This window comes from Nonomuraea sp. NPDC003707 (genome assembly GCF_053587055.1).
Genome location: NZ_JBSFNK010000032.1, coordinates 88,414 through 113,786 on the forward strand (window position 1 = coordinate 88,414; position 25,373 = coordinate 113,786).

The following is a 25,373-nucleotide window of genomic DNA, read 5'->3' on the forward strand; positions in this document are numbered from 1 at the left end:
TCTACGGCTTCGGGGGCAGACTCTAGGTATTGAGCATTCCCAGAGAAAGTACCTACCTTTTGGTAAGCTCCATACCCTGCCGTCGGCTTTCTGCTCGTCAAGGGGTGGCACGACGTATGAGTGACGCGTTTCACAGGGACTGCCCGGCGCGCATGGTGCTCGACCACGTCACCAGCCGCTGGGCGGTGCTCGTGCTGACCGCCGTCCGCGGTGGCCCGCTGCGGTTCCACGAACTGCGCACCAAGATCGAGGGGATCAGCGAGAAGATGCTGTCCCAGACGCTGCGCACTCTCGTACGCGACGGCTTCGTCCGCCGAACGGTCACCCACACCACGCCGCCACAGGTCAGCTACGGCCTGACCGCCCTCGGCGAGGGGATCACCGAGCCGCTCCAGACCCTGTCCGACTGGATCCGGGACCATGCGGGTGACATCCTCGCCGCCCAGGCCGTGTACGAACAGGAAACTCCCTGAGCGGTTCCGCCGACCCTGCGACCCCAAGGTGGCAGGCCGCATCCCGCGCACGCGGCGGACTCTCGGTCGATATTTGCCGGTAACAACCTGGTAACAGGGTCTTCTCCTCGGCAATGTGAGCGGTCACACTCAGGCAACAAGAAATGTGACCGGTCACATCTGCGCACCTCCACGTCCCCCCAAGGGCTCTGACGCCCGCAGCACGCAAGGAGGTTGTCTCGCCATGAGGAGGAAACATGCCTGGTCAGCGATGCTGGCGGTGGTCCTGTTGACGGGTGCCGTGCACGCCGCCCCCGCCCAGGCCGCGTCTCAGCTCGTCGTCGATCTCGGCAGCTCGACCGGCGCGCTCAGGTACGGAGCCACCGGCTTCCTGTACGGGCTCGGCGACGAGGGCATCCCGAACGAGACCATGCTCGCCGCCCTCAAACCGCAGGTCACCGCCCAGAAGGCGCCTGACGGCCTGCAGCACCCGAACGGCGACGCGCTCAAGATCGCCCCCATGTTCAAACGCGCCGGCGGCCGCGAGATCCAGATCTACATGCAGGACGTCTACAAGCAGTGGCCGTACGAGAACCTGGGCATCAACGACTACCTGGCCAAGGTGGACACGATGGTCAGGAAGGTCGTCGCCGACCCGTACCGCACCTCGTACGTCTACGTCCCCTTCAACGAGCCCGACCAGATCTGGTACGGCGGCAACCTCGCCGGGTTCATGAACGACTACCGGACCGTCTACCGCCGGATCCGCTCCCTCGACCCCGGCGCCCGCATCGCGGGCCCGAACTTCGCGAGCTACCGCTCGGCCGACATCCGGACGTTCATGCAGTTCGCCCGGGACAACGCCGTACTGCCGGACGTCACCACCTGGCACGAGCTCGGCGACGACTTCTTCACCAGCTGGCACACCCACTACGCCGACTACCGGGCGATCGAGTCCAGTCTGGGCATCTCCCCCAGGCCGATCACCATCAACGAGTACGGGCGCTTCTCCGGGGACCTCGGCGTGCCGGGCAACCTGGTGCAGTTCGTGGCGAAGTTCGAGAACAGCAAGGTCGACGGCTGCCTGGCGTACTGGACGACGGCCGGCGGGCTCAACGACCTGGTCACCAGGAACAACCAGGCGACCGGCGGCTGGTGGCTGTACAAGTGGTACGGCGAGCTGACCGGCAACACCGTGGCCGTCACCCCACCCGCTCCCGACGGCTCCCTCCAGGTCCTGGCCGCGCTCGACCAGGGCAAGAAGCAGGCCAGGGTGATCTTCGGCGGCAACAACCCGGCCAGCGGCACGTACGACACCAACCTGGTCGTCAAGGGCATCCCGGGCGCCCTGGGCACCACGGTCCACGCCGCCGTCTGGGGAGTGGACAACACCGGGCTGAACCCCTCCCCCGGCCCGTACAAGGTCACCGAGGCGGACTTCACGCCGTCCGGCGGCCAGATCACGATCCCGCTCACCGGGCTGAAGGGCTCCTCGGCGTACCAGGTGATCGTGACCCCGGACAAGGACCCGACCACCGGCTCCCGCTACGAGGCCGAGTACGCCGCCGCGCCGGGCGCGATCACCTACGGCCCGGTCTCCTCCGCGGACGGCGGCGCCAAGTTCGTGGTCACGGCCCCCTCGGACGGCTACTACAACGTGGACCTGCGTTACTCCGCCTCCGCCGCCCGCACGGCCAAGCTGCGGCTCAACGGCTCCGACCTGACCGACGTCAGCCTGCCCGCCGCCGCGAGCTGGAGCACCGTCACCACCAAGGTGTTCCTGACCGCCGGGATCAACCGCCTGGAGGTCGGCGCCGCCGGCGTCAACGTCGACTACCTCGACGTGTCGGCGACGACGGGGACGATCACCGCGTACGAGGCCGAGTCCAGCGCCAACACGCTGGGCGGCGCCGCCAGGGTGGCGGCCAACTCCGCCGCCTCGGGCGGGAAGTACGTCGGATATGTCGGCGCCGGCGCGGCCAACACGCTGCGCTTCAACAACGTCACCGCCGCCTCGGCCGGCCGCTACCGCCTGGTCGTCACGTACGCCAACGGCGAGCTGGGCGAGGGCGCCACCAACTACAACAGCAACATCGTCGACCGCTACGCCGACATCTCGGTCAACGGCGGCGCGGCCCAGCGGCACTACTTCCGCAACACGCTGGGCTGGTCGAACTACCGGACCACGGTCGTGGACGTCACCCTGGCCGCCGGAGCGAACACGATCACGTTCGGCAACGCCTCCACCGGCTACGCGCCCGACATCGACCGCATCCAGATCGCCAAGCCGGTCGGCTGAGACAAGCCGACCGGTAAGAAGCAGCAGAGGAGATCCATGAACACCAGCGTCGTCTGGGGCCACCCGAGCCTGCGGGTCGTGCTCGACGTCTCACCCGACGGCCCGGTCGGCGTCCGGTCGCTGTCCGGTGGCGACGCCGCCACGGCGCACCTGCCCAGGGCGACGCAGCCGCTGGTGGAGCTGCTGGTCCCGGAGGAGGGCCGGGCGCGGGCCTCGCACCGCTTCTCCCGGACGGCCGTCGGCCTGCGCCTGGCCTACCGGGGCTGCGAACAGCGCAGGGAGGGGGCGTGGCACGTGCTGCAGCTCGACCTGCACGACGCGCGGAGCGGGCTGAGCGCCGAGGTGTTCCTGCGCTCGGCTGAGGGCGTCAGCGCGTTCCAGGTCTGGACGCGGGTGACCAACCGCGGCCAGCACCCCCGGCTGCTGCTGGGCGTCACGTCGTTCGCCGCCGCCTTCGCGGGGGCGGTGGACGACCTGGACGTGGTACGGGCCGACAGCGAATGGCTGGGCGAGAGCCGCTGGGTCCGCGAGGCCCTGCGCGGGCAGGCCGTACCCGATCTCCGCCTGGGCGGCCACGGACAGGACGGCCGCGGGCGGCTCGCGGTCGTCAGCACCGGCACCTGGTCGACCGGCTCCCATCTGCCCACCGGCGGCCTGATCGACCGCGCCGGCGGACAGGCGTGGCTGTGGCAGATCGAGCACAACGGCGCCTGGCGCTGGGAGGTCGGCGAGCGGCTCGACGACCCGTACGTCGCGCTGCTCGGCCCGACCGACATCGACCACCAGTGGCAGCACCTGCTCCGACCCGGCGAGTCGTTCACCACGGTGCCGGTGTCGGTGGCGGTGTCCGGCACGGGCCTGGAAGGGGCGGCCGCGGCGCTCACCGCGCACCGGCGGATGATCGTCCGGCCGCACCCCGACCGGGAGCGGCTGCCGGTGGTGTTCAACGACTACATGAACACGCTGTCGGGCGACCCGACCACGGCCAAGCTCCTGCCGCTGATCGACGCCGCCGCCTCGGCCGGGGCCGAGACGTTCTGCGTGGACGCGGGCTGGTACGACGACGGCGGCACCTGGTGGGACAGCGTCGGCGAATGGCAGCCGTCGCAGACGCGCTTCCCGCGCGGCATCGAGGAGGTCCTCGGCCGCATCAGGGAGCACGGCATGGTGCCGGGGCTGTGGCTCGAACCCGAGGTGATCGGCGTCCGCAGCCCCATGGCCGACAAGCTGCCCGCCGAGGCGTTCCTGCAGCGTGGCGGCGTGCGCCTGGTCGAGCACGGCCGCTACCACCTCGACCTGCGCCATCCCCGCGCGATCGCGCACCTGGACCAGGTGGTGGACCGGCTGGTGGAGGAGCTCGGCGTCGGCTATTTCAAGCTCGACTACAACATCGACCCAGGCGCGGGCACCGACCTGGACGCCGACAGCGCCGGGGACGGGCTGCTGGCCTGCAACCGGGCCCACCTGGCCTGGCTGGACGGCGTCCTGGCGCGCCATCCGGGGCTCACCCTGGAGAACTGCGCGTCGGGCGCCATGCGCATGGACTACGCCATGCTGTCCCGGCTGCACCTGCAGTCCACCAGCGACCAGCAGGACTTCCGCCTCTACCCGCCGATCGCGGTGTCGGCGCCGATGTCCGTGCTGCCCGAGCAGTCGGCGAGCTGGGCCTACCCGCAGCCCGACATGTCGGACGAGGAGATCGCCTTCGCGCTGTGCACCGGCATGCTGGGGCGGCTCTACCTGTCCGGCCACCTGGACGGGATGAGCCCCGCCCAGCTCGACTCGGTCCGCGACGCCGTACGCGTCCACAAGGAGATCCGCGCGGACCTGGCCCGCGCGACGCCCGTGTGGCCGCTGGGGCTGCCGCGCTGGAGCGACCGCCACCTCGCCCTGGGTTTGCAGACGGCTGACGTCACATACCTTGGCGTATGGCGACGCGACGGGGCGAAGCCCGTACGGCTGGACCTGCCACATTTGGCGGGCCGCGCGGTCGAGATCGACGTGATCTACCCGCGGCACCTGCCGGACTGGGCTCGCGACTGGCAGCCCGGCACCGGCGTGTTGACGCTCACCCCCTGCTGCGACGAGCCCCACTCCGCCCGGATCCTCCGCATCCGCACCGCCTCATGAAAGAGACCACCATGAAGACCACCTGGACGGCCGCCGCCGTCGCGACGGCGCTCGCGCTCGGCCTCGCCGCGTGCAGCGACCCCTCCGTCGAGACCTCCTCCGCCGCGCCCGCCACCGCCGCGGCCTGGCCCGACCCGGCCACCAAGCTCGACGGCGTCAAGCTGACGATCTGGGCCGCCCAGAACAGCAACACCGTGCCCAAGGCGGTCATCGCCGGATTCCAGCAGGCGACGGGCGCGACGGTCGAGGTCGTGACGATCCCGGACCCGTACGAGCAGGGCATCCAGACCAAGGTCGCCACCGGCGACAAGCCCGACCTGGCGTTCTGGCAGCCGACCGCGTCCATGCTGACCGCGATCAACGCCAAGGCCAACCTCCAGCCGCTGAACGACGCGCCGTGGCTGGCGCAGCTGTCGCCGGATCTGAAGGACATCACCGGCATCCTGGACGGCGCCCGGTACGCGGCCCTCATCACGAGCCCCGCGGTCGAGGGCGTCTACTACAACAAGGAGGTCTTCGCCGCCAACAAGATCACCAGCACGCCGAAGAACTTCGACGAGATGGTGAAGCTGGGACGCACGCTGAAGGCCAAGGGGGTCACGCCGTTCTTCGAGATGGCCGGCGACAAGTGGGCGACCCAGTGGTGGGTGCAGGTCCAGCTCGCGGACGCGGCCAAGGACGGCCTGTGGGAGCGGATCAACACGGGCAAGGAGACGTTCAACAGCCCGGCCGTCGTGGGGGCGATCAAGACGTACAAGTCGCTGATCGACGAGGGGCTGTTCAACTCCGACATCAAGACCGCGAAGTTCGAGGACCAGGGCGCGGCGCTGCTGGCCGGCAAGGCGGCCATGGTCGTGCAGGTGAACTCGTTCTTCGGGCAGCTGCAGGCCTCGGCCGACACCGCCACGCTGAACAAGAAGATCGGCTTCTTCCCGATCTCGCCGTCGGGGAACGTCGGCACGTTCATCCCCGACCAGTCGAACGCGCTGGTGGCGTTCAAGACCGGGGACGCCAAGCGCGAGGCCGCGGCGCGGCAGCTGCTGGCGTACTGGATGGGGCCCGGCTACAAGGACTTCGTCGCCGACCGCAACACCGTCTCCCTGGAGCCGTCGGTGCCCAGCCCGGCGGGCGTGCCGCAGGCGCTGCTGGACGTGCACGCCGCGCTGCCCACCGCGGTCGGGTCGATGCAGGCGCTGGCGGTGGCCAACCCGGACCTGTACCTGAACCTGGCCGACATGATCACCGGGACCATGACGCCGGAGAAGGTCGCCTCGGCCACCCAGGATCAGTTCGCCCAGCTCGCCAAGGCCGCCGGGGCGAGCGGTTTCTGACGTGCTGATCACCACCTCGCGGCAGGCCGCCTCCCGCACCACGACCGCGACCCGCGGACGCCCGGTCGTCGGGAGGCGGACGCACCCCATGTGGTTCATGGCTCCGGCGTTCGCCATCCTGCTGGTGTTCTTCTTTCTGCCGACGCTGTTCAACTTCGTCTACGCCTTCACCGACTGGTCGGGCTTCAAGAGCGCGATCCGGCCCGTCGGGCTGGACAACTTCACCGACCTGGCCTCCAACGGCACGCTGTTCCGGTCGCTGCGGGTCACGGTCGTGTACGCGGTGCTGGTGGCGCTCTTCCAGAACGCGTTCGGCTTCGGCCTGGCCGTGCTGCTCGAACGCGACACCTGGCTCAACCGGGTGGCCAGGGTGTTCTTCCTCATCCCGGTGCTGATGTCGGCCCTCGCCGTCGGCTACATCTTCCAGGCCCTGCTCAAGCCGACGGGCGGCCTGAACCGGCTGCTCGGGATCGACTACGCCTGGCTGGGCGACACCACCTGGACGGTCGTGGTCGTCGCGCTGATCCACGCGTGGAAGTGGATGGGGCTGTCGATGCTCATCTATCTGGCGGGGCTGAAGACCGTCCCGGAGGACATCGTGGAGGCCGCCCACATCGACGGGGCGTCGCGGTGGCGTACGTTCTGGGCGGTCCGCTTCCCGCTGCTGGCGCCCGCGATCACGTTCAACGTCGCCACGGCGCTGCTGGGCTCGATGAACGGCTTCGACATCGCCCAGGCCACCACCGGCGGCGGGCCGGCCCGCACGACGGAGATCCTGAACATCTTCATCTACCGCACCTTCGGCCAGGGGCTGTTCGCGCAGGCCACGACGATGAGCCTGGTGCTGTTCCTGCTGGTGGCCCTCATGGCCTTCCCTGTCATCTACGTGCTGCGTAAGCGGGAGGAGATCCTGTGACCCCCGTCGTCCCCGACCGCCGCGGGGTGAGCGACGCGCCCGTGTGGCGCCGGCTCCAGCCCGCGGTCACGTTCGTGCTCGTGGTGCTGTCCATCGGCATCCCGCTGTGGCTGGTGCTGGTCACGGCGGCCAAGTCCCGCGGCGAGGCGCTCACGCCGGACCTGTCGCTGCCGACCGAGTGGCACCTGCTGGAGAACCTGCGGCAGGTGTGGGGCGACGGCGAGGTCCTGCGGGCGTCGCTGGGCAGCCTGCTCGTCGTCGTGCCCTCGGTGATCGGGGTGCTGCTGTTCGGGTCGATGGCGGCCTGGATCCTGGCCCGCCGCGCCACGCGGCTCAACGCCGTCCTGTACGCGCTGGCGATCAGCGGCATCGTGCTCCCGCCCGCCGTCGTGACCGTCGTCCTGCTGCTGCGCCAGCTCGGCCTGGCCGGGAGCGCGGTCGGGATGATCGGCGTCTACATGGGCATCTACATGTCCACGGTGATCTTCTTCGTCACCGGCTTCGTGCGTACCATCCCCACCTCCCTGGAGGAGGCGGCGCAGCTCGACGGGGCGAGCCCGATGCGGGTGTTCTGGCTGGTGGTGCTGCCGCTGCTGCGCCCGGTGCTGGCCACGGCCACCATCCTGGTCTGCCTGTACGTGTGGAACGACGTCTTCTACGCCTTCTTCGTGATCGGCGGACGCCTGGACACGCTGCCCCTCAACCTCTTCCGCGTGGCCAGCGCCGGGCTCTATCTCAACAACTGGCACCTGATCTTCGCGTACGTGATCCTGATGAGCCTGCCGCTGGTCGTGGTCTTCGCCGTCGCCCAACGCAAGATCATCTCGGGTATCACCAGCGGCGCCGTCAAGTAGCGGGCCGGTCAGCCGCGCCGCGCGCCTCCACCGGGCCGTGCAGCTCGCCGAGCGGCACCGCCGGCTCGGGCGTGCGGACCGTCGCCAAGGTCTCGGCCAGCTCCCGGGCGGTGCCGCTGGGCACGTCCGGCTTGGTGACACCGGCGTAGTCGATGATCTCCCAGTGGTCCAGGTGCTCGGCGGCCATCGCGGCCGCCCGGCGCAGCACGGTCGCCATCACGGAGAAGTTCCCCGCCGCGATCACGCCGGCGTCGTGCTCGCGGGCCAGCCGGTCCAGCTCGGCATAGTCGTCGGCGGTCAGGCCGCTGGAGCCGACGACCACGTTCACCCCGGCGCGCACCGCCGTCCACACGTTGTCCTTGACCGCGGCCGCGCTGGTGTAGTCCACCAGCACATCGACCGGGACCGCCGCCAGCGCCTCGGCGACCGACCCGTACACCCGCCCGGCGCCCACGGAGCCGGACGCCTCCGCCAGGGACCTCCCCGCCGCGGACCGCGACACCCCGGCGGCCAGCGTCAGGTCGTCGGCCCGGTCGATCGCCGCGACGATCGGCGGCGCCGTCCAGCCGGTGACCCCGGCGAAACAGACGTTGATCATGCCGTCACTCTAAGCGTCCGGACCGCCCGTCACGACGCCTTCTGCCAGACCGACACGTGGCTCCTGCTGTCGCCGGTGAGCCCAGCTCGAGAGCGGGGCCTGGTCCCGCCAGCTCGGCGAGGAAACTCACAGCGGGGTCGACGACGGCCGGATCGAACAGTTCCGGCCATTTGGCTTCGTACGTCTGCGCTGTCCGTTCGTCGAAGTGGTTCTCCGGCACAGACCCACTGTGCCCAGGACGCTGGGCGACCGCCACCGATCAACCCGGCCTTCGCCTCGCGCCCGGCCCGGGATTGGCGGGCCGGGCACGACGGGAGAGCCGGGGCGGTCAGGCGCAGGTGTAGCCGGAGGGGAGGGCGGTGTTGCCGTTGGGGCGGGTCGCCTGGAAGCCGACGCTGGTGGTGGCGGCTCCGGGGGCGAGGGTGCCGTTGTGGCTGACGTTCTTGATGGTCACGGTCTGCCCGCTGACGGTGGCGGTGCCGTTCCACGAGCCGGTCAGCGTGTGCCCGGCCGGCAGCGTGAAGGTGACCGTCCATCCGTTGATCGTCGAGGTGCCGGTGTTGGTGATGGTCAGGGGCTGGATGACGTACCCGGTGGCCCACTGGGTCTGGACGGTGGGGACGGCCGTGCACGTTCCGGTGGAGGTGCCGGGCTGGGTGGTGACCTGCGCGGTGTTCGAGACCGGCGAGGTGTTGCCCGCGGCGTCGCGCGCCCTGACCTGGTAGCGGTAGGTGGTGCTCGGGGTCAGGCCCGTGTCGCCGAACGAGGTCGTGGCCGAGGTGCCGACCTGGGTGAACGTGCCGCCGCTCGCGCCGGGCGCGCGCAGGATGTCGTAGCCGGCGACGCCGGTGTCGTCCGTCGAGGCCGTCCAGCCCAGGGTCGTGCCCGTGGACGTGGTCGCCGAGGCCGCCAGGCCGGCCGGGGCCGTCGGCGGCGAGGTGTCGCCACCGCCGGTCGTCGTCGTGAACGTGACCGGTGGCGAGTCGCCGGACAGGTTGCCCGCTCCGTCCCGTGCCCGCACGTACACCTGGTACTGGGTGTTCGCGGTCAGCCCGGTGAGGGTGATCGAGTTGGTGGCGGACTGGCCGAGCTGTGGGTCGGTGGTGCCCTGCTCGCGGTAGACGTTGTAGCCGGCCAGGCCGGAGCCGCCCTGGTCGGTGGACGCGGCCCAGGTCAGCGTGGCGCCGGTGGCGGTCACGTTGGACGCGGCCGGGGTGCCCGGCGCGCTCGGCGGGGTGGTGTCGCCGGAATCGCCGAGCGTGGGAGTCTGCCAGTCTCTCCACTCGGCCAGATTGCCGAGCGCCTTGGACGAGATCCTGATCGCGCCGGGAGCATTGCCCGTCTTCAGCAGGAACTTCTGGATGTTCTGCTGGAGCGGGGTCCGCCATTCCGCCCTGTTGGCGCAGTGGTTGCCGTCCTGGATGTCGGACCAGTACGTGATGTTGTCTCCCGCGCCGAGCGCCTTGTAGACCTCCGCCCCGCCCAACGCCGCCACGCTGGCGGACTTGGGTCCGAGATTGGTGATGTGCGGATTGTCCATGATGAACAGTCCGCGCGGCGCGACCATGGCCACCATTTCATGCGTGTCCACCGGCAGCCTGGCCGGGCTGCTCGTGAAGGAGCCGAACGCGTCGCCCAGCCACGGCTGCTCTCCGTAGGCGCTGCTCAGGCTCTGGGCGCCCTCCCCGGGAATTCCGCGGAAGATGGGAACGCCGGCGCTGCCCGACTCGATCGGCATGGTCAAGGCGATACGCTGATCGAACGCGCCGATCACGAAAGCGCCCTTTCCGAAGCGCGAGCATCCCGTGACGCCGGTCGCATCCGCTTTGAGAATGCCGCCGCCCGACTGTTCGATGACGTCGATGATCCGGCTCACGCCCCAGGCCCAGGCGAGCAGCAGCCCCGTGCTGCTGGAGGAGCCGTAGACGCTGTAGAACGCGCCTTGCTTGTTATTGCGTGGCGTGCCCTCTTTCCCGACCGCGTACGGGTCGTAATTGATGACGGCGGCGCCGGCCGCTTTGATGGCGGCCGTGTCCGCGCCGAATCCGCCCACGACGACGACGGCCGGGAAAGGTCCGGAGTCACTCGGCAGATCGACGCTCGCCGAGAAACTCGAGCTCTTGCCGTTGTGGTTCACGTTCACGGTGATGCCGGTCCTCGAAACCGTTCCGGTGACGCTCGCCGGCTTTCCCGGCTTCTCGCCGTAGACGAATTTCTCCGCCAGCTTCTTGATCTCCTGGCGTCGGCACCGCCAGTCGGACCTGGCGGAGATGCGCGTACCGTCCAGCTTCTTGAAGGGGTCGGGAAGCTTGGAGTTGGTGGGTAAGGAGCCTGCGTCGGGCAGGCTGGTCACCGTGCAGTCGGCACCCTCGTCCTCGACTCCGGCCGCCGCGACGGCCTCGGGGGGCGCTACCGTCACCGCTCCGGCGATCGACAGCGCCGCTGCCGCCGTCAGCGCGACGACCCTCGTACGGATCTTGGAGCGGGCCAAGCTGGTGATCACCAGGGCTCTCCCTTCCGGGTGGAGTGTTGGCGATCAGTCTGGGAATCCCTATGAAACATGTCAATATAAGACAGAAATATTTCAAAGATCAATTTTCTGTCGTGATTGTGAGCTGGGAATATATCAGCACGAATGTCGAAACTTTCGGAGATCGGGCGATGCATAGGGCACCTCTGTCCCCATAAAGCCCGCTATCCCGAAAGTTTCGAGATATCGCCGTTCGAGCCGCCGACGTACACGAAGCCGCCTGCCACGACCGGTCTGGTCTCGATGGGGCTCCCGGTCGGGAAACTCCGGCGCACCGTGCCGGTGGCGGGGTCGAGCGCGTGCAACGTTCCCGCGCCGTCCCCGATGTGAATGGTCCCGCCTGCCGCGACCGGGCCCGCCGGGCGGCCCTTGCCCAGCGGGAACGACCATCGCGACGCGCCGGTGGCGGCGTCGAGCGCGTGCAGCGCGCTGTCGGCGCCTGTGGCGTACACGAGTCCGGAGGCCACGGCGGCATCCCATCGGTAGCCGGGTTTGTCGCCTTCGGTCCGGAAGTGCCACAGCCGCGTGCCGGAGGCGGCGTCCAGCGCGTACGTCGTGCCGTCCCTGCCGCCGAGGCACACGGCCCCGCCGGCCGCCACGGGGCGGAAGTCGACGGAACCGGCGACCTCCGAGCTCCACCGGGCCTTCCCGGAGGCGGCTTCCAGGGCGTGCACCTCGCCGTCGGTGCTCGCGGCGTAGACGACCCCGTCGGCTCGCGCAAGATAGGTGTGGTCTCGTGCTCCGCCGGCCCGGAAACGCCATTTCCGCGCTCCCGAGGCGGCGTCCAGCGCGTACACCGTGCCGTGGTCGTCGCCGACGTGGACGACGTCGCCGGCCAGCACAGGGTCGGGGTTGAGGACGTCGCCCTCCGGCCGGAAGGCCCACGCCCGCTTGCCGGAGGCGGCGTCGAGCGCCACGACCTCGGCGTTCGCGGACCAGGCGCGGCTCCTGGTCCAGACGTAGAGGCGGCCCGCCGCGCCCACCAGGTCGCCGGCCACGTTGAGCCTGCGGCTCCACCTCGGGCGGCCGGTGGCGGCGTCCAGCGCCATCAGCCTGCCCGACGTGTTCGCGACGAAGACGGTGCCGTCCATCACCACGTGATCGAACTGAACGGGGCCGCCTGTCCGGAAGCTCCACCGCAGCCCGCCGGTGGCGGCGTCCAGCGCGGAGACCGTGCCGTCGCCGCTCGTGGCGTAGACGACCCCGCCGGCCACCACCGGCTCGGCGTGGACGGCCGCGTCGGTCGGATGGATCCAGCCGCGCTCGCGGACGGGGCCGGGAGCGCGGGCGCCCGGCCGGTAGCGGGCGAGCAGATTGTCCCGCAGCAACGGGGAGAGGAGCCGCACGGCCTGTCGTGAGGCGGAGCTCAGCCGGACGATGACGGGGCCCGCGTTGACGATCGTCGCGCCGTGGAGTCCGTTCGTCCTGGCCACGGTGTAGGAGAGGAAGTCCGGGCGCTGGGTGGCGAGGTCGACGGCATCGGCCCCCTTGACGGCGTCCACCTCGGCGGTGAACAGCTTTCGCGCGGCCGCGCTCGACGGGGACACCCATTCCACGGAGAGCGAGACGACGGCGCCGTCGTCCGTGGGCGGTATCCAGTCGCATGTCGCCGGTTTCGGCAGCGCCGGATCGTCCTGTCCGGGCACCGCGCGGTAGCCGTCCGCGAGGACGGACAGGTCACGGCCGGCCAGCAGGGCGCAGGCGTCCGGCCAGGCGCTCGCCGGGACGCCGCCGAACCGGGCGGACCCATGGGAAAGCCCGTAGCGCAGCTTGTACGCGGTGAGGCGGCCGTCACCGTACACGAAAGCCAGGTCCCGGATCGCCCCGACGAGGAACACCGACCGCGCGGGCAGGTCGAGCGGCAGTGCGCCGAGCCGTCCGGTGGCGGGGTCCAGGGAGGTCAGGTACGCGGGCAACGGCCATCCGTTGTGCAGGAGGAGCGCGCCGTTGCCGGCCGTCACGGGGTACGAGCCGGCGAACAGGGGCGCGCTCCAGCGGGTCGGGTTCATGACCCGCGCGGCTTTCGAGGCGGTGGACGCCGGGCGGCCTTCCGGACCGTAGAAGAAGTCCTCCTCCCCCACCGAGGCGTGGACATATCCATCCGCATTGGCCGTGAGGGTCATCGGCGGGCCTCCACCCGGCGGCGAGGCGAGCGACGACAGCAGGCGCGCCCAGCCGGGCCGGAGCGTGCGCGGATCCATCGAGGCGAGCCGCACCTGGCTGCTCGCGCAATAGCTGAGCAGCATCACCGATCGGGCGGTCGCGGCGCCTCGAAGGTCGCAGCCTCGCGGGTACGTCGCCCGCACCGTGGTCGCGCCGGTCCGGAGATCGAGGGCCTGGAGGTCGAAGGGTTCGGCAGGCCGCTCGAACACCACGATGCCGCGCTCGGTCACCATGATCCGCGGGCCCCGGTACACGCCGGCGCCGATCGCCGGGGGCCTGTGAGTGGAGACGGCGATCGTGCGCCGCCACAGCGTGGCGCCCGTGGCCAGGTCCAGGCCGGTCAGGGCATGGGCGGCGACGTCGGGCGTTCCTCGCGACACGACCAGCGTGTCCGCCGCGATCCACACGCCGGTGACGGGCGCGGCGGGAGCCGGGCCTGCGGGGACGGTGCGCCGGAGCTCACCTGTACGCGGATCGTGGATCCGTACGGTGCCCTGGAGTGTCGCCATGGCGACCGCGCGTTCGGACACGGCGTAGCGCGGAGTCTCGAAGGGCGGCTCGCCGGTGCCGGCGTCCGCGGGCGCCGACCACGCCACGTGCCACTCGACGGGTACGAGCGAGAGCCGCGCAGCGTCCGCGGACGAGCAGGCCGCCAGGACCACCACGAGCAGGATCACCCCCGCGCGCCGCCCGAGCACGGTCAGCACCCCTTGATCTTTTGGATCTTACGCTCGATCGCGCACGCCTGGCCGCGCGAGATCGGCTGCCAGCCGCCGAGCGAGGAGACGGCGTAGTAGGCGCTGTAGGCGTCGGCGATGCCGGTCACCCGGAACGGGCTCTTCCCCGGCCCCTCGATCGTCACCTGCTCGGTCCGGTCCTCCGCCAGCACGGTGACCAGGAGATCGAACTCGTAATACGCCGCCGTGCCCTTGATCGACAGGGAGAGGGTGACCGGCTCATCCCGTTTCAGGTCTATCTGCTTCTTCCGGAAATACGAAGCGTCCTCTGCGCTGGAGAACCGGGGAGCCGGCTCGTCGAGGTCGGCGGAGAGCTCGATGGTGTCGGCCTCGCCGGCGGGGGTGTAGACCAGCAGCGCGCCGTCCGACACCGGCTCGCGGTCGAGGACCCGCGGCTCGATGTCGACGATGCGTACGCTGCTGCGGTTGCCGATGAGGACGACGGTGACGTTCGCCTGTTCGAGCGGGGCCCGGCGATGGCCCGCCATGATCGTGTCACGGCCCGAACCTGAGGTGTTGCCCAGCAGGGCCGCTCGTTCTCCGGGGTCGGTCACCGGCATCCTCAGGGCGGTGTCCTGCGCGGAGTGGTCGACGGCCACGTGGCCGACCTTGATCAGGGGCGCTCCGCTGATCCGGTCCACCGTGTCGGGTCCGCGGGCGTTGAACCAGGCGGTGAACACGACGCCGATCGCCGCGATGAGCCCGGCGCTGAGAATGCCCGCCACCCACGTCCGCGCGGCCTTCCACCGCCCGGCCCCGGCCTCCTCCGGTCGAGAGGCGGGAGCCTCGTCGGCTCCGGCGGATTTCGCACGCCTTTTGCGGCGCGCTTTGGCCATGAGGCGTCCCCCTGTGCCCGGCGAACGGCGGCTGACTCTCCCCTTACTGTCTACCTATACGGCTGCGACGGCTGTGGCGTTGGGCTGTCGACGAATTTCCTATGGCACGGACGGGGCTCGCCCGCTCGCCTTCGTCAACGGCCGAGAGGCGGGCGGCTCTCGGCGAGGGTGCGGACGGCCGACACCACGCTCTCGCGGCGCCGGGCCAGGGCCGCCTTGTCGTCCTGCTCGTCGAGGACAAGGCGGCACAGCTGGGGGACGGCGAAGTTCCAGGCGACCAGCCCGAGCACGGTGAACATCCAGTCCTGGGCGGCGCAGGTGCGCTCGGGCCCGTCCAGTCCGGCGCCGACGCCGGCGTCCACGAGGTCGCGTACGTTGTCCCGGTACGCCGCGCGCCGTTCGTCCTCGCCCTGGACGGGACCCGGGCCGCTCTCCAGGGCCTCCCACAGCAGCAGCCTGATCAGGTCCGGGTGGTCCTGGTACCAGTCGAACAGCTGCCCCACGGAGTCGGCCACCGCACCGGGATCGAGGGTGTCCGCGTGGCAGACCTCGTCGACCTTGGCCTGCACCACGGCGCCGAACAGCTTCTCCTTGCCCCCGAAGTACAGGTAGATCGCCTGCTTGTTGGCCTTGGCGGCGGCGGCGATGCGCTCGACCCGGGCGCCGGCCAGGCCGTGCGCGGCGAACTCGGCGGTGGCGGACTGGAAGATCCGCTGTCGGGTGGCCTCCGCGTCGTAGCTCATGAACTGAATTAAACCATCCAGTTGACTTTCCGCGCGACATCCGCTTCGATCTAAACCAACCAGATGGTTTATTGCTGAGGAGACATCATGTCCATAGCTCCCGTACCGGTCCGCTCGCCGCTCCCCACCGGCCTGGCCGGCTCCACCGTCGTCCTCATCGGCGGCACCTCGGGCATCGGCCTGTCCGCCGGTGTGCTGCTGGGTGGGGTGGGCGCCCGGGTCGTGCTGGTCGGCCGCGACCAGGCCAGGCTGGCCGCCGCCGTGGACCGGGTACGCGACGCGGCCCCGGCGGACGGCCCGGCGGACTCAGTGCTCGGCATTTCCGCGGACGGGTCGGACGAGGACGCGCTGGCGCAGATCTTCGAGCGGGCCGGACACGTCGACCACGTGCTCGTGACGGCCGGCGGCCTGAGTGGCGCGGGCCCGGTGACCGAGCTCTCCCACGACGACCTCCGCTCGGCCCTGGACTCCCGGCTCTGGGGGGCGGTCGTCGCCGCCCGGCTCGCGGCGACCCGGCTGCCGGCGGGCGGTTCGATCACCTTCACCTCGGGCACGTACGTCGTCCGCCCGATCCCCGGGATGACCGGCCCGCTGGCGGCCGTCGGCGCCGTCGAGACCTTCACCAAGGCACTCGCCGTCGAGCTCGCGCCGAAGCGGCTCCGGGTGAACGCCATCCGCTACGGCACCTTCGACACCCCGCTGCTGCGCACGCTGTCCGGGCTCGACGGCGACGCCGCGGTCGCCAAGGCCGGAGAGGGCTCCCCGCTCGGCCGCTTCGGCACCGCCGAGGAGGCCGCCGCGTCGGCCCTGTTCGTGATGGCCAACAACTACGTCACCGGCCAGGTGATCACCGTGGACGGCGGGCAGAGCCTGGCCTGAGCCGACCGGGGGTGAGCGGCCCGGGCGCCGCTCACCCGTGCCCGCCCGGCAGGCGGCGTTCGGCCAAGCTGAGCAGCGCGTCGGCGGTCTTGCCGAGGAGGGCGAGGAGGAGGATGGACAGCAGGAGGATGTCCGTACGGCCCGTGTTCTGGCTGTCGATCAGCAGGAACCCCAGGCCCATCGAGGACGCGATCAGCTCCGCCGCCACCAGGAAGAGCCAGCCTTGGGCCAGGCCCAGCCGCAGGCCCGCCACCACCGCGGGGGCCGCCGACGGCAACTGAATCCGGGTGAGGAGGGCCACGCCGCGCAGCCCGTACGCCTTCCCGGCCTCCACCAGGTGCGGGTCCACGTGGGACAGGGCCGAGGAGAGCGTGGTGTAGACGGGGAAGAAGGCGCCTATCGCCACCAGCACGATCTTCGGGCCCTCCGCGATGCCCAGCCAGAGCACCAGGAGGGGGACCCAGGCCAGCGACGGGACGGCCCGCAGGGCCGCGATGCTGGGTGCCAGCACGGCTCTGACCGGCGCGTACAGGCCGACGGCCGCCCCCAGCGCCAGGCCGGCCGCGCCGCCTTCGCCTCCGCCTCCGAACGGACCTGGCTCTCCTGCACGAGCGTCGGCAGGATGCGTTCGAGCACCGCGCGCTGCTCGGCCCCCGGGACCGGGCTGACGTCGACCTTGGTGCGCTCCTTGAGGACCAGGGTGGCGACCTCGGGCGACAGTTTGGCCTCGGCCGCCCGCTGGGCCATGCCGCCGGAGACCTGGCGGGGCCGGTGCCGGTGGAAGCCCTCGAGGCCGACGACGTCCAGCCAGTGGCGGACGATCTCGCGGCCGCTCGCCCGGTCCGTGCCCTTAGGCAGGCCCAGAGCCACGTTCCCGGCCAGGTCGCGCCAGGGCAGCAGCCGCGGCTCCTGGAAGACCACCGCGCACCGCTCGTCCACGCCAGTGGCGGCCCGGCCGTCCACCAGGACCCGGCCCGCCGTCGGCGTGTCGAGCCCGGCCACCAGCCTGAGCAGGGTGGACTTCCCGCACCCGGACGGGCCAAAGATGGCCACGATCTCGCCGGGCAGGACGTTAAGGTCGACGTCGCGCAGCACGGTTTGACCGCTGCCGAACGTCCGGCCGACGCCCCGGAGCCCGACACCCGCCGGTGACATGCCATCATGCATATTCATACTATTTAGGTAGGAATAATGGACCGTCAAGGGTCATCCAGGTTGTTCAGGTAGGAAAACGGTGAATATGCTCTGCGCCATGCGCACCACCTCCACGTTGGCCGTACTGACCGCCGCGACGCTCGCGCTCACGGCCTGCGGCTCGGGTCAGCAGCCCGCCGCCACCTCGTCCTCCGCCAAGTCCGTCATCCTGATCACGCCCAACCCGGTGGGGACGAACAGCTTCCTCCAGCTCAGCGTCAAGGGCGCGGAGGCCGCGGCGAAGGAGAGCGGCGCCACGTTCAAGCTGTACGAGAGCAAGGACCCGACCAGCATGGCCCAGAACCTCGACGCGGCCGTCCGGGCGAAGCCGACGATGATCGTCGGGGTCAGCTTCTCCTTCGACGACCTGTTCTCGACCGTGCCGAAGCAGCAGCCGGGACAGCAGTTCCTCCAGGTGGACTCGTGCGCCAAGCAGCAGGCGCCCAACCTCACGTGCGTGTCGTTCAAGGAGCACGAGGCGGCCTACCTGGCGGGCGTGGAGGCGGGGCTGCTGTCCAAGAGCGGCAAGCTGGGCGTGGTGGCGGCGCTGGACTCGCCGTTCGTGCACCGGTGGATCGACCCGTTCTTCGTGGGCGCCAAGTCGGTGAACCCCGCCGCCACCGGCACTCCGCTGTACGTCGGCGGCAACAACCCGTTCAGCGACCCCGCCCGGGCCAAGTCCCAGGCGCAGTCACTCACCGGCCAGGGCGCCGACGTCGTGGCCGCCGCCGCCTCGGGCGGCAATCAGGGCGTGTTCGAGGCCGCTGCGGCGGCCGGCGCCAAGTCGTTCGGCGTGGATGTCGACCAGTGCGCGCAGAGCCCCGGCACGATCATCGACAACGTGCTCAAGCACGTGGACGTGGCCGAGGGCGCGGCCATCAAGGACATCGTGGCCGGCAGGGCGGGCGGCGTGAAGGTGTACGGCCTCAAGGAGGGCGGCGTCGGCGTGAACGCGCTGGGCGATCTGGCCGGCTCCAAGTGCACCGTCGCCGCCAGTCCCGAGGTCGTCGCCAAGGTCAAGCAGGTGCGTGACGACGTCGTGGCCGGCCGCGTCACGGTCGCCGACCCGCTGGCGGGCTAGGCATGCCCGCGGTGGAACTGGCCGGGATCACCAAGCGTTTCGGCCCGGTGCTCGCGAACGACGGCGTCGACCTCACCGTCGAGCGGGGCGAGGTGCACGCCGTCGTCGGCGAGAACGGCGCGGGCAAGTCGACGCTGATGTCCATCCTGTACGGCCTGCACCGCCCCGACGCGGGCGAGGTGCTCCTGGACGGCGTACGCGTGCGGCTGCGCTCCCCCGCCGACGCCATCGCCCGTGGACTGGGCATGGTGCACCAGCGGTTCCGGCTGTTCCCAGGGCTGACGGTGGCGGAGAACGTCGTGATCGGCGCCGAGCCTGCCCGCCTGGGGGTGCTCGACCGGGGCTCCGCCCACCGCTCGGTGGCCTCCCTGGCGGATCGGTACGGGCTCGGCGTGGACCCCGGGGCCCGGGTCGGCAACCTGCCCGTGGGGGTGCGGCAGCGCGTGGAGATCCTCAAGGCGCTGTACCGGCGGGCCGAGGTGCTCATCTTGGACGAGCCCACGGCCGTGCTGACGCCCGGGGAGGCGGAGCGGCTGCTCGGGGTGCTGCGGGAGCTGGCGGCCACGGGCGTGGCGGTGCTGCTGGTGACGCACAAGCTGGGCGAGGTGCTGGCCGCCGCCGACCGGATCACGGTGCTGCGGAGAGGACGCGTGACGGGGCGGTTCGAGACCTCTGCCACGTCTGCCGACGAGCTGGTGGTCGCCATGATCGGCCGCTCCCTGGGCGGCGCCGCGAGCCCCGAGGGAGCCGGTCCCGCCACCAGGCCGGAGAAGTACGCGCTCGAAGTGCAGGACCTGCGGGTGCTCGACCGCGACGGCGTCGCGCGGGTGGCGGGGGTGTCGTTCGGGGTGCGGCCGGGCGAGGTCGTAGGGATCGCCGGTGTGGCGGGCAGCGGCCAGCGTGAGCTGGTCGACGTCGTCACCGGGCTGCGCCGCGCCGACGCCGGCGAGGTGCTGCTGGCCGGCGATCCCCTGGCCGGCGGCCGCGAGCGGCGGGTCGCCTACGTGCCCGAGGACCGTGCCGGACGCGGCACCGCGGCCGAACTGTCGCTGGCGGACAACCTGCTGATGGGCGGGCAGCGCGGGTTCCGGCTGGACGTGCGCGCGGTCCGGGAGCGGGCCGCGGACCTGGTCGAGCGGTTCGGGATCCGGGCCGCGTCCGTGCGGGCGCCCGTGGCGCAGCTGTCGGGAGGCAACGCGCAGAAGGCGATGCTGGCCCGCGAGCTGTCCAAGGACGCGCCGGTGCTGGTGGTGGAGGAGCCCACCCAGGGCGTGGACGTGGGCGCGCAGGAGCGCATCCACGACCTGATCGCGGATGCCGCGCGGGCCGGGCGGGCGGTGCTGCTGCAGTCGAGCGAGCTGTCCGAGCTGCGGGCGCTCGCCGACCGGGTGCTGGTGCTGTTCGAGGGCCGCCTGGTCGCCGAGGTGCCGGTGTCGGAGGCGACGGACGAACGCCTGGGCGCCGCCATGACGGGGACCACCGGATGAGCAGCCTCCACGCCACTCGGCTCCCGAAGGCCGGACGGCTGCGGGCCGTGGCGGGATCGCCCGCCGTGGTGTCCGTGGCGGGGGCGCTCATGCTGACCACGCTGGTCATGGTGGTGAGCGGCGTCGACCCGGCGCTCGCGTACCCGGCTCTCATACGGGGCGCGCTCATGGACGGCAACCTCGAGTACACGGTCGCCGCGTTCGTCCCCACGCTCGGCATGGCCATGGCCTTCGCCATCCCGTTGCGGGCCGGGGAGTTCAACCTGGGCGGCGACGGCCAGCTCGCGCTCGGCGGAATCGCGGCGGCGGCCATCGCCTTGCACGCGGGCGGCTCGTTCGTGCTTCCGCTGGTGGGCGCGGCCGTGGCCGGGGGGCTGCTGGCGGCGGTGTCGGCGCCGTTGCGCACCAGGTTCGGGGTGCCGGCGATCGTCAGCACCCTGCTGCTCAGCGCGCCGGCGGTGTCGCTGGCCTCCTACCTGGCGCGGTTCCCGCTGGCCGAGCGCGGCACGGGGCTGGCGCAGACGCCGCTGCTGCCCGAGGCCACCCGGCTGCCCGCGCTCGGGTCCGGCGCGTACGTGACGATCGGGCTGCCGGTGGTCGCGGTGCTGGCGGCGGCCTGGCTGTACGGCGACGCCAGGACCGTGCCCGGCTACGAGATCCGGGCGATGGGCGCGGGCCGGGAGTTCGCACGCTATGGCGGCGTCCGGGTGAACCGGCTGGCGGCCGTCACCCTGGCCGCCGGTGGGGCGCTGGCCGGGCTGGTCGGCGGGCTGATCGTGCTCGGGCCGCCGTACCGGTTCGTGGACGGAGCGCTCACCGCGCCCGGTTACACCTTCACCGCGATCGCGGCCGTGCTGCTGGCCACCGGGCGCCCGCCCGCGATCCCGGTCTCCGTCGGGCTGCTGACGATCCTGCAGGCGGGCGGCCAGGGCATGGAACGGGAGGTCGGCGTGCCGAGCCAGCTCATGCAGATCGTGCAGGGGCTCATCATCGTGATCGTCGCGGTGGCGGCGGTGGTGCGGGGCAGCCTGGCGGGGAGGCGGCCGTGAGCGTGTTCCTCGCGGCCGTGCTCACGGCCGCCGCCCCCGTCGTCCTCGCCGCGCTGGGCGGGCTGCTGAGCTCCGTCGGCGGCGTCTTCAACATGGCGCTGGAGGGGCAGCTCCTCTGGGGCGCCTTCGTCGCCGTGCTGGCCAGCCACCTGACCGGCAGCGCCTGGCTCGGCGTGGCGGCGGCCGTCCTGGCCACCACGCTGTACGCCGCGCTGCTGTCCGTCCCGGCCGTGACGTTCCGGGCCGACCCGGTCGTGGTCGCCGTCGGGGTCAACCTCCTGGCCCTGGGGCTGACCGCGTTCCTGATGCGCCAGGTGTTCGGCAGCGGCGGCACCTTCACCTCGCCCGACCTCGCCGGGCTGCCCACGCTGGCGGAGCTGGGCCTGGACGTGCCCGTGGCCGGGGCGCAGTCGCCGCTCGTGCCGGCCGCGTTCCTGCTCGCCGGCTGGGCCGCCTGGTGGCTGGGGCGCACCCGGTCGGGGCTGCGGCTGCGGGGCATCGGCCAGCATCAGGAGGCGGCCGAGTCGATCGGGCTGAAGGTGCCCGCGTACCGGCACGGCGTGCTGCTCGGCGCGGGCGCGCTGTGCGGGCTCGGCGGGGCGCAGCTCGCGCTCGGCAACGTGACGCTGTTCAGCGAGGGCATGAGCGCGGGGCGCGGATGGGTGGCCGTCGTGGCGGTCATGCTCGCCGGCGGCCGGCCCTCCCTCATGCTCGGCGCCTGCCTGCTGTTCGGGGCGGCCGAGGCGCTGGGGTTCCGGCTGCAGGGGCTCGGGCTGCCGCAGCAGGCTGCCGACGCGGCGCCGTATCTGATCACGCTGCTCGCCCTGGTCCTCGTGGCGGCGGCTCGTCGAAGGGAGACCACATGAGCGGCCCCGCGCTGGCCGATTCCGTACGCCTCACCGAGGACGCGGTCGAGATCCTGGACCGTCGCGTCTACCCGTTCGAGGCCCGCTGGGTGCGCTGCGCCACCAGCGAGGACGTCGCGGTGGCGATCGAGCGGATGGTGACACAGAGCTCAGGCCCGCTGTTCGCGGCGACGGCCGGGATGGTGCTCGGGGCCCGCGAGGCCCGGCACGAGCCACCGGAGACCGCCGCCGAGCGCCTGCGCGCCGTCGGCGCGCGGCTGGTGGCGACCCGGCCGACGAACAACCACATCCGGGACGCTGTCAAGGCCGTCCTGACCGCGACCGCGGGCACGGCCCTCGCGGGCGACGAACTGGTCGAGGCGGTCACCGGCGCCGCGCAGGCCCATGACGCCGCCTACCGGGCGCGCAGCGCGGCACTCGGCGAGCACGCCGCCTCGCTCCTCGGCGACGGGACGCGGGTGCTGACCCATTGCTGGGCCGACGCGTACCTCATCGCCACGGTCCGCGCGGCGCAGGCGGCGGGTAAGGAGCTGGAGTTCGTCTGCACCGAGACCCGCCCCTACCTGCAGGGCGCGCGGCTCACCGCGGCGACGCTGGTCGAGATGGGCTACCGGCCCACGCTGATCACGGACGGCATGGTCGCCGCCGCGCTGGCCGACGGGCTGGCCGACGTCGCGCTGACCGCCGCCGACCGGGTCACCCTCGACGGCCACGTGATCAACAAGGTCGGCACGCTCGGCGTCGCCCTGGCCGCCCGCGCCTTCGACGTCCCCTTCTACGCCCTCGTGGACGCCCCCGACCCGCAGGCGCCCACGCCCGCCGACGTGGTGATCGAGCGGCGCGACGGCGCGGAGGTCCTGCATGTAAGGGGCCTGCGCACCGCCGCCGAGGGCGTGACCGGCTACTACCCCGCATTCGACGTGACCCCGCCGGACCTGGTGACCCGCATCGTCACCGAGCACGGCGTCCATCTGCCCAAGGAGCTCTCATGAGACGCCTCGTGGTCGACACCGACACCGGCATCGACGACGCCCACACCCTGCTGTACCTGGCAGGCCGCCCCGACGCCGAGATCGTCGCGATCACCTCGGTCTTCGGCAACTGCACCGAGGACGACGCCACCCGCAACATCGGGTACGTCTCCCGCCTGCTCGGCCTGGACGGCGTCCCGATCGCCCGCGGCGCGGCCGAACCCCTGCGCGGGGCCGCCCACATCGCCGGGTACGTGCACGGCAAGGACGGCCTCGGCGACCTGGGCCTGGACCGCCCGGTCCCGGACGTGACCGCGGAGTCCGGCGCCGAGTTGCTGGTACGGCTGGCGAACGAGCAGCCCGGCGAGCTGGACCTGCTGGCCCTCGGCCCGCTCACGAACCTCGCGCTGGCCCTGCGCCTGGACCCCGCGCTGTTCACCAAGTACCGCTCGGTGGTGCTCATGGGCGGCTCCGGCCCGTACACCGAGCCCGGCACGCTGCTGATGATCGACGCGAACGTCAACAACGACCCCGAGGCGGCCCGCGCGGTCTTCTCGGCACCGCGGAACGAGCTGGTCATGGTCGGCGTGAACGTGACGGCGGGCACCATCCTGGACGAACGCGCCATCGCCGCGCTCGCCGCCGCCGGCACGCCCGTCGCCCGTTTCGCGACCGACGTCCTGGCCGCATACCTGGACTTCTACCAGAACGAGTGGGGCCGCCGGATCATCCCGCTGCACGACCCGCTCGCGGCCGGGATCCTGCTGGACCCCACGTTCGCCACCGCGCACATGGACGGCCCGGTCAACGTGCGCAGCGACGGCTTCCTGGCGCGGGCGCGGCTCATGCGCACGCACGACGGCCTGCCGCCCGCCTTCCCGTACGAGCCCGCGCCGGACACCCGCGTGATCACCACTGTGGACGCGCGCAGGTTCGTCGCCGACTTCGTGGAGGTGCTGACCCGATGAGCACCATCGTGCTGGACATCGAAGGGACGACCAGCTCGACCGAGTCCGTGCACGTCGGCCTGTACGCCTACGCCCGGCCCCGGCTCGGCCCGTGGATCGACGAGCACCGCGACGACCCCACGGTGCGCGCCGCACTGACGGAGATCGACGCCGCGACGACTCAGGAGGCCGTCGCGGTGCTGCACAAGTGGATGGACGGCGACGTCAAGGCCACACCGCTCAAGACGCTCCAGGGTCAGATCTGGGCCGCGGGCTTCGCCGCCGGCGAGCTCACCGCGCATTTCTTCCCCGACGTGGCCCCAGCGCTGCAGGCCTGGCACGCCGCCGGGCACCGGCTGGCCGTGTTCTCGTCGGGATCGGTCGCCAGCCAGCGGCCGTGGTTCGGGCACACTGCGTACGGGGACCTGTCGGTGCTGGTCGGCCACTGGTTCGACACGGTCAACGCGGGCCCCAAGCGGGAGCCCGCCTCGTACGCGCGGATCGCCGAGACGCTGGGCGATCCGGCCGGGCTGCTGTTCCTGTCGGACGTGCCCGCCGAGCTGGACGCGGCGGCGCGGGCCGGGTGGCGCACGACCGGCGTGCGCCGGCCCGGGGAGCCCAACAGCCGGACGCCGTTCGGCGCACATCCCGTCATCTCATCATTCGAGGAGCTGTAAATGAGCATCGGCACGGAGCCGTTCGCCGACCGGGTCCACGCGGCGGGCGCCAGACTGGCGATCGAGGCGGCGCGCTTCACCGAGATCGGATGGATGCGCGGCACCTCGGGCAACATCTCCGAGGTCGTCTCCCGCGACCCGCTGCGCCTGGCCGTCACCGCCAGCGGCCTGGACAAGGGCGAGTTGCTGGCCACCGACGTGGCCGTGGTCGGCACGCGCGGCGAGCAGGTCTCGGTGGACGGGGTGGCGCCGCTGAAGCCGTCCGCCGAGGCCGGGCTGCACGCCCGGGTGGCCGCCGTGACCGGCGCGGACGCGGTGGTGCACGTCCACGCGCTGAATGCCGTCGTCGCCGGGCACCGCTGGCCGAGGGGCGTGCTCCTGCGGGACGTGGAGACGCTCAAGGGCATCGGGCGCCTGGCCCACGACGACGAGGTGACGATCCCGGTCATCCGCAACAGCCAGGACATGGGAGAGCTGGGCGACTGGTTCGAGCAGGCCTACGACCCGCGCACGCCCGCGGTGATCGTGGCCGCGCACGGCCTCTACACCTGGGGCACGGACCTCAAGCACGCCCGCCATGTCACCGAATGCGTGGAATGGCTGCTCTCCTACGCCCTGGCCGTCGCCTGATTC

22 protein-coding genes are annotated in these 25,373 nt (G+C 71.7%); 15 read left to right on the forward strand and 7 right to left on the reverse strand.

Annotated elements, in window-relative coordinates:
- Nucleotides 1-116: 116 nt before the first annotated feature.
- From ACWDRB_RS50840 to ACWDRB_RS50865, 6 genes are all read left to right on the forward strand, one after another.
- Nucleotides 117-473 (forward strand): winged helix-turn-helix transcriptional regulator, encoded by a 357-nt coding sequence (locus ACWDRB_RS50840; protein WP_350742805.1) that lies wholly within the window; start codon nt 117-119, stop codon nt 471-473.
- 223 nt (nt 474-696) lie between these two features.
- A complete protein-coding gene (locus tag ACWDRB_RS50845) occupies nt 697-2,751 on the forward strand; it encodes a hypothetical protein (RefSeq protein WP_449907330.1) in 2,055 nt (684 codons plus the stop codon).
- A gap of 36 nt (nt 2,752-2,787) precedes the next feature.
- Complete coding sequence (locus ACWDRB_RS50850; protein WP_449907333.1) at nt 2,788-4,881, forward strand: glycoside hydrolase family 36 protein; 2,094 nt, start codon at nt 2,788-2,790, stop codon at nt 4,879-4,881.
- 11 nt (nt 4,882-4,892) lie between these two features.
- Entirely contained in the window at nt 4,893-6,212 is a 1,320-nt protein-coding gene (locus ACWDRB_RS50855; protein WP_397367956.1) for an ABC transporter substrate-binding protein, read from the forward strand.
- A gap of 1 nt (nt 6,213) precedes the next feature.
- The gene (locus ACWDRB_RS50860; RefSeq protein ID WP_350742797.1) at nt 6,214-7,128 is read left to right on the forward strand and encodes a carbohydrate ABC transporter permease; all 915 of its coding nucleotides are present in this window, start codon (nt 6,214-6,216) and stop codon (nt 7,126-7,128) included.
- A complete protein-coding gene (locus ACWDRB_RS50865; protein ID WP_397367955.1) occupies nt 7,125-7,982 on the forward strand; it encodes a carbohydrate ABC transporter permease in 858 nt (285 codons plus the stop codon). The genes ACWDRB_RS50860 and ACWDRB_RS50865 overlap by 4 nt, the downstream gene beginning before the upstream one ends.
- On the opposite strand, the gene ACWDRB_RS50870 is transcribed toward ACWDRB_RS50865, so the two are convergent.
- The 5 genes from ACWDRB_RS50870 to ACWDRB_RS50890 form a co-directional block, all read right to left on the reverse strand.
- Nucleotides 7,975-8,580: a hypothetical protein gene (locus tag ACWDRB_RS50870; protein WP_449907337.1), complete on the reverse strand. Its 606-nt coding sequence runs from the start codon at nt 8,578-8,580 to the stop codon at nt 7,975-7,977. The genes ACWDRB_RS50865 and ACWDRB_RS50870 overlap by 8 nt on opposite strands.
- Before the next feature lie 328 nt (nt 8,581-8,908).
- Nucleotides 8,909-11,083, reverse strand: coding sequence for a fibronectin type III domain-containing protein (locus ACWDRB_RS50875; RefSeq protein WP_449907340.1), 2,175 nt, complete (start codon nt 11,081-11,083; stop codon nt 8,909-8,911).
- 191 nt (nt 11,084-11,274) lie between these two features.
- Complete coding sequence (locus ACWDRB_RS50880; protein ID WP_449907343.1) at nt 11,275-13,980, reverse strand: outer membrane protein assembly factor BamB family protein; 2,706 nt, start codon at nt 13,978-13,980, stop codon at nt 11,275-11,277.
- On the reverse strand, nt 13,974-14,846 hold the full coding sequence (locus tag ACWDRB_RS50885) for a hypothetical protein (RefSeq protein WP_449907346.1): 873 nt from the start codon (nt 14,844-14,846) through the stop codon (nt 13,974-13,976). Before ACWDRB_RS50885 ends, ACWDRB_RS50880 begins: the two co-directional genes overlap by 7 nt.
- A gap of 134 nt (nt 14,847-14,980) precedes the next feature.
- Nucleotides 14,981-15,589: a TetR family transcriptional regulator gene (locus ACWDRB_RS50890; protein WP_350742781.1), complete on the reverse strand. Its 609-nt coding sequence runs from the start codon at nt 15,587-15,589 to the stop codon at nt 14,981-14,983.
- Nucleotides 15,590-15,676: 87 nt separating this feature from the next.
- On the opposite strand from ACWDRB_RS50890, the gene ACWDRB_RS50895 reads away from it, so the two are divergent.
- The gene (locus ACWDRB_RS50895; RefSeq protein WP_449907349.1) at nt 15,677-16,468 is read left to right on the forward strand and encodes an SDR family NAD(P)-dependent oxidoreductase; all 792 of its coding nucleotides are present in this window, start codon (nt 15,677-15,679) and stop codon (nt 16,466-16,468) included.
- Nucleotides 16,469-16,499: 31 nt separating this feature from the next.
- Here the strand turns inward: ACWDRB_RS50895 and ACWDRB_RS50900 are convergent, their stop codons facing one another.
- Nucleotides 16,500-16,979, reverse strand: coding sequence for an ABC transporter permease (locus tag ACWDRB_RS50900; protein WP_449907352.1), 480 nt, complete (start codon nt 16,977-16,979; stop codon nt 16,500-16,502).
- Nucleotides 16,865-17,623, reverse strand: a complete 759-nt coding sequence (locus ACWDRB_RS50905; RefSeq protein ID WP_449907355.1) for an ATP-binding cassette domain-containing protein — start codon at nt 17,621-17,623, stop codon at nt 16,865-16,867. Before ACWDRB_RS50905 ends, ACWDRB_RS50900 begins: the two co-directional genes overlap by 115 nt.
- 97 nt (nt 17,624-17,720) lie before the next feature.
- Between ACWDRB_RS50905 and ACWDRB_RS50910 the strand changes: the two genes are divergently transcribed.
- From ACWDRB_RS50910 to mtnB, 8 genes are read left to right on the forward strand one after another with little or no spacing between them, the layout of a single operon-like run.
- Nucleotides 17,721-18,743, forward strand: coding sequence for a BMP family ABC transporter substrate-binding protein (locus ACWDRB_RS50910; RefSeq protein WP_449907358.1), 1,023 nt, complete (start codon nt 17,721-17,723; stop codon nt 18,741-18,743).
- A 2-nt stretch (nt 18,744-18,745) separates the two neighbouring features.
- Nucleotides 18,746-20,230: an ABC transporter ATP-binding protein gene (locus tag ACWDRB_RS50915; protein ID WP_449907361.1), complete on the forward strand. Its 1,485-nt coding sequence runs from the start codon at nt 18,746-18,748 to the stop codon at nt 20,228-20,230.
- Nucleotides 20,227-21,279 carry an ABC transporter permease gene (locus ACWDRB_RS50920; protein WP_449907364.1) on the forward strand — a complete coding sequence of 351 codons (1,053 nt, stop codon included), beginning with the start codon at nt 20,227-20,229 and terminating at the stop codon, nt 21,277-21,279. Before ACWDRB_RS50915 ends, ACWDRB_RS50920 begins: the two co-directional genes overlap by 4 nt.
- Entirely contained in the window at nt 21,276-22,145 is an 870-nt protein-coding gene (locus tag ACWDRB_RS50925) for an ABC transporter permease (protein WP_449907366.1), read from the forward strand. The genes ACWDRB_RS50920 and ACWDRB_RS50925 overlap by 4 nt, the downstream gene beginning before the upstream one ends.
- Nucleotides 22,142-23,137, forward strand: a complete 996-nt coding sequence (locus ACWDRB_RS50930) for a s-methyl-5-thioribose-1-phosphate isomerase (RefSeq protein WP_449907369.1) — start codon at nt 22,142-22,144, stop codon at nt 23,135-23,137. The genes ACWDRB_RS50925 and ACWDRB_RS50930 overlap by 4 nt, the downstream gene beginning before the upstream one ends.
- Nucleotides 23,134-24,084: a nucleoside hydrolase gene (locus tag ACWDRB_RS50935; protein ID WP_449907372.1), complete on the forward strand. Its 951-nt coding sequence runs from the start codon at nt 23,134-23,136 to the stop codon at nt 24,082-24,084. Before ACWDRB_RS50930 ends, ACWDRB_RS50935 begins: the two co-directional genes overlap by 4 nt.
- Nucleotides 24,081-24,740 carry an acireductone synthase gene (gene mtnC, locus ACWDRB_RS50940; RefSeq protein ID WP_449907374.1) on the forward strand — a complete coding sequence of 220 codons (660 nt, stop codon included), beginning with the start codon at nt 24,081-24,083 and terminating at the stop codon, nt 24,738-24,740. Before ACWDRB_RS50935 ends, mtnC begins: the two co-directional genes overlap by 4 nt.
- Nucleotides 24,741-25,370: a methylthioribulose 1-phosphate dehydratase gene (gene mtnB / locus ACWDRB_RS50945; protein ID WP_449907377.1), complete on the forward strand. Its 630-nt coding sequence runs from the start codon at nt 24,741-24,743 to the stop codon at nt 25,368-25,370.
- The last annotated feature ends 3 nt before the right edge of the window (nt 25,371-25,373 follow it).